Origin of the sequence: Aeromonas sp. R3-1 (genome assembly GCF_040908345.1) — a bacterium.
In the GTDB taxonomy this organism is placed as follows: domain Bacteria; phylum Pseudomonadota; class Gammaproteobacteria; order Enterobacterales; family Aeromonadaceae; genus Aeromonas; species Aeromonas veronii.
Genome location: NZ_JBFODN010000247.1, coordinates 1 through 7,307 on the forward strand (window position 1 = coordinate 1; position 7,307 = coordinate 7,307).

General features: G+C 61.1%; 7 protein-coding genes and 1 pseudogene. 4 read left to right on the top strand and 4 right to left on the bottom strand.

The window, feature by feature from the left end:
* Positions 1-27: 27 nt before the first annotated feature.
* From hslU to argS, 4 genes are all read right to left on the bottom strand, one after another.
* The gene (gene hslU / locus AB5Y85_RS16645) at positions 28-1,356 is read right to left on the bottom strand and encodes an HslU--HslV peptidase ATPase subunit (RefSeq protein ID WP_005340773.1); all 1,329 of its coding nucleotides are present in this window, start codon (positions 1,354-1,356) and stop codon (positions 28-30) included.
* A gap of 65 nt (positions 1,357-1,421) precedes the next feature.
* Complete coding sequence (hslV, locus tag AB5Y85_RS16650; RefSeq protein ID WP_005342555.1) at positions 1,422-1,955, bottom strand: ATP-dependent protease subunit HslV; 534 nt, start codon at positions 1,953-1,955, stop codon at positions 1,422-1,424.
* 187 nt (positions 1,956-2,142) lie between these two features.
* Positions 2,143-2,988: an SPOR domain-containing protein gene (locus tag AB5Y85_RS16655; protein WP_005340771.1), complete on the bottom strand. Its 846-nt coding sequence runs from the start codon at positions 2,986-2,988 to the stop codon at positions 2,143-2,145.
* A 3-nt stretch (positions 2,989-2,991) separates the two neighbouring features.
* Positions 2,992-4,737: an arginine--tRNA ligase gene (gene argS / locus AB5Y85_RS16660; protein WP_005355547.1), complete on the bottom strand. Its 1,746-nt coding sequence runs from the start codon at positions 4,735-4,737 to the stop codon at positions 2,992-2,994.
* 310 nt (positions 4,738-5,047) lie between these two features.
* On the opposite strand from argS, the gene AB5Y85_RS16665 reads away from it, so the two are divergent.
* The 4 genes and pseudogenes from AB5Y85_RS16665 to AB5Y85_RS16680 all read left to right on the top strand — a co-directional run.
* Positions 5,048-5,614, top strand: coding sequence for an LON peptidase substrate-binding domain-containing protein (locus tag AB5Y85_RS16665; protein WP_150389974.1), 567 nt, complete (start codon positions 5,048-5,050; stop codon positions 5,612-5,614).
* A 141-nt stretch (positions 5,615-5,755) separates the two neighbouring features.
* Positions 5,756-6,325 (top strand): sigma-70 family RNA polymerase sigma factor, encoded by a 570-nt coding sequence (locus AB5Y85_RS16670; RefSeq protein WP_005355542.1) that lies wholly within the window; start codon positions 5,756-5,758, stop codon positions 6,323-6,325.
* Positions 6,318-7,013, top strand: a complete 696-nt coding sequence (locus AB5Y85_RS16675; RefSeq protein ID WP_257687596.1) for a ChrR family anti-sigma-E factor — start codon at positions 6,318-6,320, stop codon at positions 7,011-7,013. Before AB5Y85_RS16670 ends, AB5Y85_RS16675 begins: the two co-directional genes overlap by 8 nt.
* A gap of 106 nt (positions 7,014-7,119) precedes the next feature.
* Positions 7,120-7,307: pseudogene (locus tag AB5Y85_RS16680) on the top strand (IS3 family transposase); the annotation flags it as partial.

The window sequence follows — 7,307 nt, forward strand, 5'->3', positions numbered from 1 at the left end:
GTTTTTGATCGTGATGGCTGGGCGTGCTTACAGAATAAAGCGGCTCAGATCCTCATCCTCGACAAGCGCACCGAGATGGGCGTTGACGTAGTCGGTGTCGATGACAAAGGTCTCGCCGGACTTCTCGGAGGCGTCATAGGAGATATCTTCCATCAGGCGCTCCATCACGGTGTGCAGACGGCGGGCACCGATATTCTCGGTACGCTCGTTGACCTGCCAGGCCGCTTCGGCCAGACGGCGGATGCCATCCTTGGTGAACTCGATGTTGACCCCTTCGGTGGCCATCAGCGCCTTGTACTGATCGGTCAGGGAGGCGTTCGGTTCGGTCAGGATGCGCTCGAAGTCATCGGTGGTCAGTGCGGTCAGCTCGACCCGGATCGGCAGACGGCCCTGCAGCTCGGGGATGAGGTCGGACGGCTTGGCGATCTGGAAGGCGCCGGAGGCGACAAACAGGATGTGGTCGGTCTTGACCATGCCGTGCTTGGTGTTGACGGTGCAACCTTCGACCAGCGGCAGCAGGTCGCGCTGTACCCCTTCACGGGAGACATCCGGGCCCGAGCTCTCGCCGCGCTTGCAGATCTTGTCGATCTCGTCGAGGAAGACGATGCCGTTGTTCTCGACCGCGGCGATTGCCTTCTGCTTCAGCTCTTCCGGATTGACCAGACGGGCTGCTTCCTCTTCGATCAGCGCCTTCATGGCCTCTTTGACCTTGATCTTGCGCTTCTTCTTCTGGTTCTGGCCCAGGTTCTGGAACAGCCCCTGCAGCTGGTTGGCCATCTCTTCCATGCCCGGCGGGGTCATGATTTCGACGCCCATCGGGGAGGCGGAGAGCTCCAGCTCGATCTCTTTGTCATCCAGCTGACCTTCCCGCAGTTTCTTGCGGAAGATCTGGCGGGTGTTGGAGTTGTCGGCTTTCTCTTCTTCACCCCAGGTGTTGCGCGGGTTGGGCAGCAGAGCGTCGAGGATGCGCTCTTCAGCGGCTTCCTCGGCGCGGTATTTCATCTTCTCCATCTCGGTTTCGCGCACCAGCTTGATGGCGGCATCGGTCAGATCGCGGATGATGCTGTCCACTTCCTTGCCGACATAGCCCACTTCGGTGAACTTGGTCGCTTCCACCTTGATGAAGGGGGCGTTGGCCAGCTTGGCCAGACGACGGGCAATCTCGGTCTTGCCGACACCGGTCGGGCCGATCATCAGGATGTTTTTCGGGGTCACTTCATGGCGCATCTCTTCGTTGAGCTGCATCCGGCGCCAGCGGTTGCGCAGGGCAACGGCAACGGCGCGCTTGGCATCGGCCTGACCAATGATGTGACGATCCAGCTCGTGGACGATTTCTCTCGGGGTCATCTCGGACATGATGGTGTTCCTGTATCCGGGGCGGGCAGTGCCCACCCCTTGGGAAATTGGGTTGGCTGGCGGCCTTACTTGGCAGCGTAGTCCAGCACTTCGATGGTGTGGTTGCCGTTGGTGAAGACGCAGATATCGCCCGCAATCTTGAGGGACTTCTCGACAATGGTCCTGGCATCCAGCTCGGTGTTTTCCAGCAGCGCGATGGCGGCGGACTGGGCAAAGTTGCCGCCGCTGCCGATGGCGATGAGATCGTGCTCCGGCTGCACCACGTCACCGTTGCCGGTGATGATGAAGGATTTGTGTTCGTCGGCCACGGCCAGCAGCGCTTCGAGGCGGCGCAGGGCGCGATCGGTGCGCCAATCTTTGGCCAGCGCCACGGCGGCGCGCTCCAGATTACCCTGATGGGCCTGCAGTTTTGCTTCGAAACGTTCGAGCAGGGTGAAGGCGTCGGCGGTACCGCCAGCGAAACCGGCCAGCACCTTGCCGTTATAGAGACGATGAACCTTGCGGGCGTTGCCCTTCATGACGGTGTTGCCAAGAGAGACCTGGCCATCGCCACCGATGACGACCTGACCGTTGCGGCGAACTGAAACTATGGTAGTCACTTTACTTACCTCGCTTGAGCCGAATGACGGCCTGACTGTGCATGGCAAGAAAGATGGGGATGGCAAACGGGCTTTTCAACCCTGCCTTTGGTCGGGATAAACGGGGTAGTCAAGAGCGTGGGTGCGAGTGGCACCAAAAGAACAGGGCCGGGTGTTGCCACCCGGCCCTGCGTCATCGGTAAGCGGATTACCCTTTCTTGGGAATGCAGCCGCTGATGCCGGAGCTCTGCAGCTTGCTGTTGGCCGCGTCGGCGGCCGCCTTGCCGTTGAAGGGGCCGACCATCACCTTGTAGACGGTGCCGTTGGCGCCATTGATCACCTGCAGGCTGGAAGAGAGGCCGGCGGTGAAGGCGATACGTGCCTTGAGCGACTCTGCGGAATCCTGCGAGCGCAGGGCGGCGCACTGCATCATGTAGCGACCGCTGTCGGCGGCTGCGGTCTGGGCTGGCGGGGTCGCCGCTTTGGCCTTGGCCGCTTCAGCGCGCTCCCGTTCCAGCTCGGCACGGATCTCTCGCTCCATCCGTTCCCGTTCTGCCTTGCGGTCGATCACCTGCTCTTGCGCGCTGGCAACCGGTGCTCCGGAGGTGGAAGGGGTGGTCGCCGGATTGGGCTGATAGGGCTTGGGCTGGCCGATGGGCGTTCCCGGTTGGGGAATGTCGGTCGGCACCGGCTGCGGCAGTTTTTCCGGCTGCAGGGTCATGGTATCTGCCGGCGGTGGCGGCAGCACACCCGGCTGGGTCGGCGGCTCTATGATATCGACCTGCTTGTTCTCAAGCCGTTCGATGTAGCTCCACTTCTCCTGAGGCAGCCCGTTATTCTGCGCTTTTGGCTTGTTGGCCTTTACCTGCTCCTCAATGGTGGGGGCGTCGTTGCCCTTGCCATTGATCATGTAAAGGAAGCCACCAAAGCCTGCCAGCAGTGCCACGACCAGCAGCACTGGAATAACAGGAAAGCGGCGAGGGGCCGCTTTCTTGGTATTGCGGCCACCCGCCCGACGTCGCGGGCGGCTGCCGACATAATCCCGGGTTGCCATCTATTACATGCGCTCCAGGGTATGGATGCCCAGTACGCCGAGGCCCAGTTTCAGCACCTTGGCGGTGGCGGCGCACAGCAGCAGACGGCTCTGACGGGTCGCTTCGTCCACGCCATCCTTGTTGATCGGGCAGGCTTCATAGAAGGTCATGAAGTTGCCGGACAACTCGTACAGGTAGGTACAGAGCAGGTGCGGCATGCCTTTGTCGGCCACGCCGTTGACCGCGTCGGAGAACTGGATCAGCTTCTGGGCCAACACCTCTTCGGCCTCTTCGTTCAGGGTCACGTTGCCGGTCAGCGTTTCGGCATCGATGTTGGCCTTGCGGAAGATGGACTGGATACGGGTGTAGGCGTACTGCAGGTAAGGGGCAGTGTTGCCTTCAAAGGAGAGCATCAGATCCCAGTCAAAGATGTAGTCGGTAGTACGGTTCTTGGAGAGATCCGCATACTTGACCGCGCCCATGGCGATGGCGTTGACCACGTTGGCCTTCTCTTCGGCAGAGAGGTCGCTGTTGCGGCTCTCCAGCAGGGCGGCGGCGCGCTCTTCGGCCTCGTTCAGCAGGTCAACCAGCTTGACGGTGCCACCGGAACGGGTCTTGTAGGGACGACCATCCTTGCCCAGCATCATGCCGAAGGCGTGGTGCTCAAGCGGTACGGATTCCGGCACATAGCCCGCCTTGCGGGTGATGGTCCAGGCCTGCATCAGGTGCTGGTGCTGACGGGAGTCAATGAAGTACATGACACGGTCGGCGCCCAGGGTCTCGTAACGGTATTTGGCACAGGCGATGTCGGTGGTGGTGTAGAGGAAACCGCCATCGCTCTTCTGGATGATGACGCCCATGGCCTCGCCATCCTTGTTCTTGAACTCGTCCAGGAAGACAACGGTGGCGCCTTCGCTCTCGACCGCCAGTCCCTTGGCTTTCAGGTCTGCAACGATCTCCGGCAGCATGTCGTTGTACATGGACTCGCCCATGATGTCCTTGTTGGTCAGGGAGACATTCAGGCGGTCATAGTTGATCTGGTTCTGCTCCATGGTCATGTCTACCAGCTTCTTCCACATGGTACGGCAGTACTCATCACCGCCCTGCAGCTTGACCACGTAGTTACGGGCGCGCTCGGCGAAGGCTTCGTCTTCGTCGTAGCAACGCTTGGCCTGGGTGTAGAAGGCTTCCAGATCCTTGAGCGCCATGTCGCTGGCGTGCTCGTTGGACATCTTCTCCAGATAGGCGATCAGCATGCCGAACTGGGTGCCCCAGTCGCCGATGTGGTTGGCGCGGATCACTTTGTGGCCGAGGAATTCCAGCGCGCGCGCAGCTACGTCACCGAGTACGGTGGAGCGGATGTGGTGCACCGCCATCTCTTTGGCCACGTTGGGGGCGGAGTAGTCCACCACCACGGTTTGTGGCGCGGGCAACCGTACGTTGGCGTTGGCAGAGGTCACCATGGCCTCGACCTGACCGGCCAGCCAGCGCTGGTCGAAGAAGAAGTTGATGAAGCCGGGACCGGCGATCTCGACCTTGGCGATCAGGTCGGAGGCAGGCAGGTGCTCGATGATGGCAGCCGCCAGCTCACGGGGATTCTTGCGGGCCGGTTTGGCCAGCAGCATGGCCAGGTTGGTAGCCAGGTCGCCGTGAGCTTTTTCCTTGCATCGGTCTACTTGCACGCGAGCTTCCAGGTCCGCCGGCAGGACGCCTGCTGACTTGAGATTGGCTACCGTTTGTTCAAGTAGATGATGAATATGCTCTTTCATAACTGACCACCAAGGTTGCGCGTCGAAAAATGACTGATATATAAGGGCGTGAATTTTACCCGCATCGGCCCGAGAAAACTATAGGGATGACCCGCCGCTCGCTGTCGGGCGGATATTTCACTGCGTTTGGCGCCATATTCCAGAATATTGGGCGGAAATTACGGTGCTTATCCATTTCTACTGCATATCGAAGCGGCTTGTCCAGGCTATTTTCCCCTGATTGTTAAGGGTTTTTCCTTTCCGCTGACGGGAATGATCTCCTCCCTCTGGCCCGGCGTATCAACAGAGGTTCCCAACCGAGGAGTTTGCGATGCGACTGGCGCTGTTTCCCCTATCTGCCCACCTGCTGCCCGGCGGCGTCATGCCGCTGCGGATCTTCGAACCGAGATACCAGCGGATGATCGCAGAGGCGGGGGAGTCCGGCTTTGCCCTCTGCATGGTGGACCCTCGCCAGCCCGACGCCCTGCGCAACATGCTGCCCATCGCCACCCGGGTCACCATCATCGATTTCGACCGGCTGCCGGACGGCATGCTGGGGATCACGGTGCAGGGGATGGAGCGGGTGCAGATAGAGGATCTGTGGCAGGAGCCAGACGGCCTGCGCATCGGCGAGGTGACGCCGCTGACGGCCTGGCCGCCCCGCCGGCTCCATCCCGATCAGCTGCCGCTGGTCGATGCGCTGCGGGAGGTGTTTGCAGACTATCCCGACTATGCCGCCCTCTATCCCGCCCCCCGCTGGGACGATGGCAACTGGGTGGCCCAGCGCTGGCTGGAGGTGCTGCCGATCCCCCCCGAGCAGAAGCAGTTGCTGCTAGCCGCCGCCGACAATCAGCCCGCCATCGCCCTGCTCAAGGGGGTACTGGTGGCCAGCCACTGATTTTTTCCTGACCCGCTGATCCGCCACTGACGCAGCGCCGTACAAGTCATCACCACAGCATGTTCGACAGCACACCAAAGGGATGGCGCAATGGCATATACTGGCCAACCACACTCGACCATACGCAGGACCTCGCCCGTGATGGATAACCCGGATGGCGACCTCAAATCTCTGCTGATCAGGGTGGCAGAGCAGGCCGACAAGGCTGCTTTTGCCCGCCTGTTCCAACACTTTGCGCCGCGTATTCGCAGCTACGGCCTGCGCCACCTCGGCAGCGAAGCCAACGCCATGGAGCTGGTGCAGGAGACCATGCTGCTGGTGTGGCAGAAGGCGCGCCTCTACCACCCCGAGAAGGGGGCGCCGACCACCTGGATCTATACCGTGATGCGCAACCAGTGCTTCGACATGCTGCGCCGTCGTCGCGCCAGCAAGGAGGATCTCTGTGCCGAGGAGCTGTGGCCGGTGCTGGAGTTTCAGGCCGAAGAGGAGCACCTGAGCGGCGGTGAGGATGCGGTGCTGACCCGTCAGATGGCCCACTATCTGGGCACCCTGCCGGAGCCGCAACAGCAGGTGGTGCGTGGCATCTATCTGCAGGAGTTCTCCCAGCAGGAGTTGGCGGAGCGACTCGGCGTGCCGCTCGGTACCATCAAGTCCCGCCTCCGGCTGGCGTTACAGAAACTGAAAGAGCAAGTGGAGCAAGGCCATGATTAAAGCCCATCCGACCGACCCTATGCTGCGTGCCTTTGCCGCCGACGAGCTCTCTCTGCCGCTGGCGGTGGGGCTCTCCGCTCACTGTGAACTCTGCCCCGATTGTACTGCCCGACTAAAGACATTCGAAGAAGAGCTGGCGCAGCAATATCTTGCCTCGCCAGCAGAGCCCGAGCTGGACTCCCGCGATGAAGTGGGACTGGACGCCGGATTCGACGCGATGCTGGCGGATATTCTGGCGCAGCCGCTGGCAGAGCCCCTCTCCGAGCCAACACATGACCAGCCCCGAACGCAGCACGGCGAGCTGGAGGTGGCCGGTCAGGCCTACCGTTTGCCACGGGTGTTGGCCCGTTACCGTTCGCCCAAGTGGCGCCATATCGGCGCCATTCGTCAGCAGAGTCTGCCGCTGGACGAGATGGGCGCGCGCGCCAGCCTGCTCCATATCGAAGCGGGCGGCCGCATCCCAGAGCACACCCATCAAGGCTATGAGCTGACCTTGCTGCTGGCGGGCAATATTCAGGATGGCGATACCCTTTACAAGGCGGGGGATTTCATCTGGCGCGATGCCAGCCACTCTCACAGCCCGCATACGCCGGACGGTTGCCTCTGCTACACGGTGCAGGATGCGCCGGTGCAGTTCACCAAGGGGTTGTCGCGGCTGCTGAATGGCATCAGCCAGCACCTCTACTGAGCACCATGACGCCATAGAAAAAGGGACCAGATTGGTCCCTTTTTTCATTTGATTGTCCCGTCCTGAATATGGTTTACACCTTTCCCCCCAATAAATGGAGAGCCCGATGGGACAAGGTGTGAAACGGACACAGCGCGATTACTCGCTGACTTTTAAACTGGCGCTGGTCGAGCAGATTGAAAAAGGCGAGCTCACCTATAAACAGGCTCAGGTGCGTTATGGCATTCAGGGCCGCTCCACCGTTCTGGTATGGTTGCGTAAACATGGTCGGCAAGATTGGAGCCAGGGGGCTTC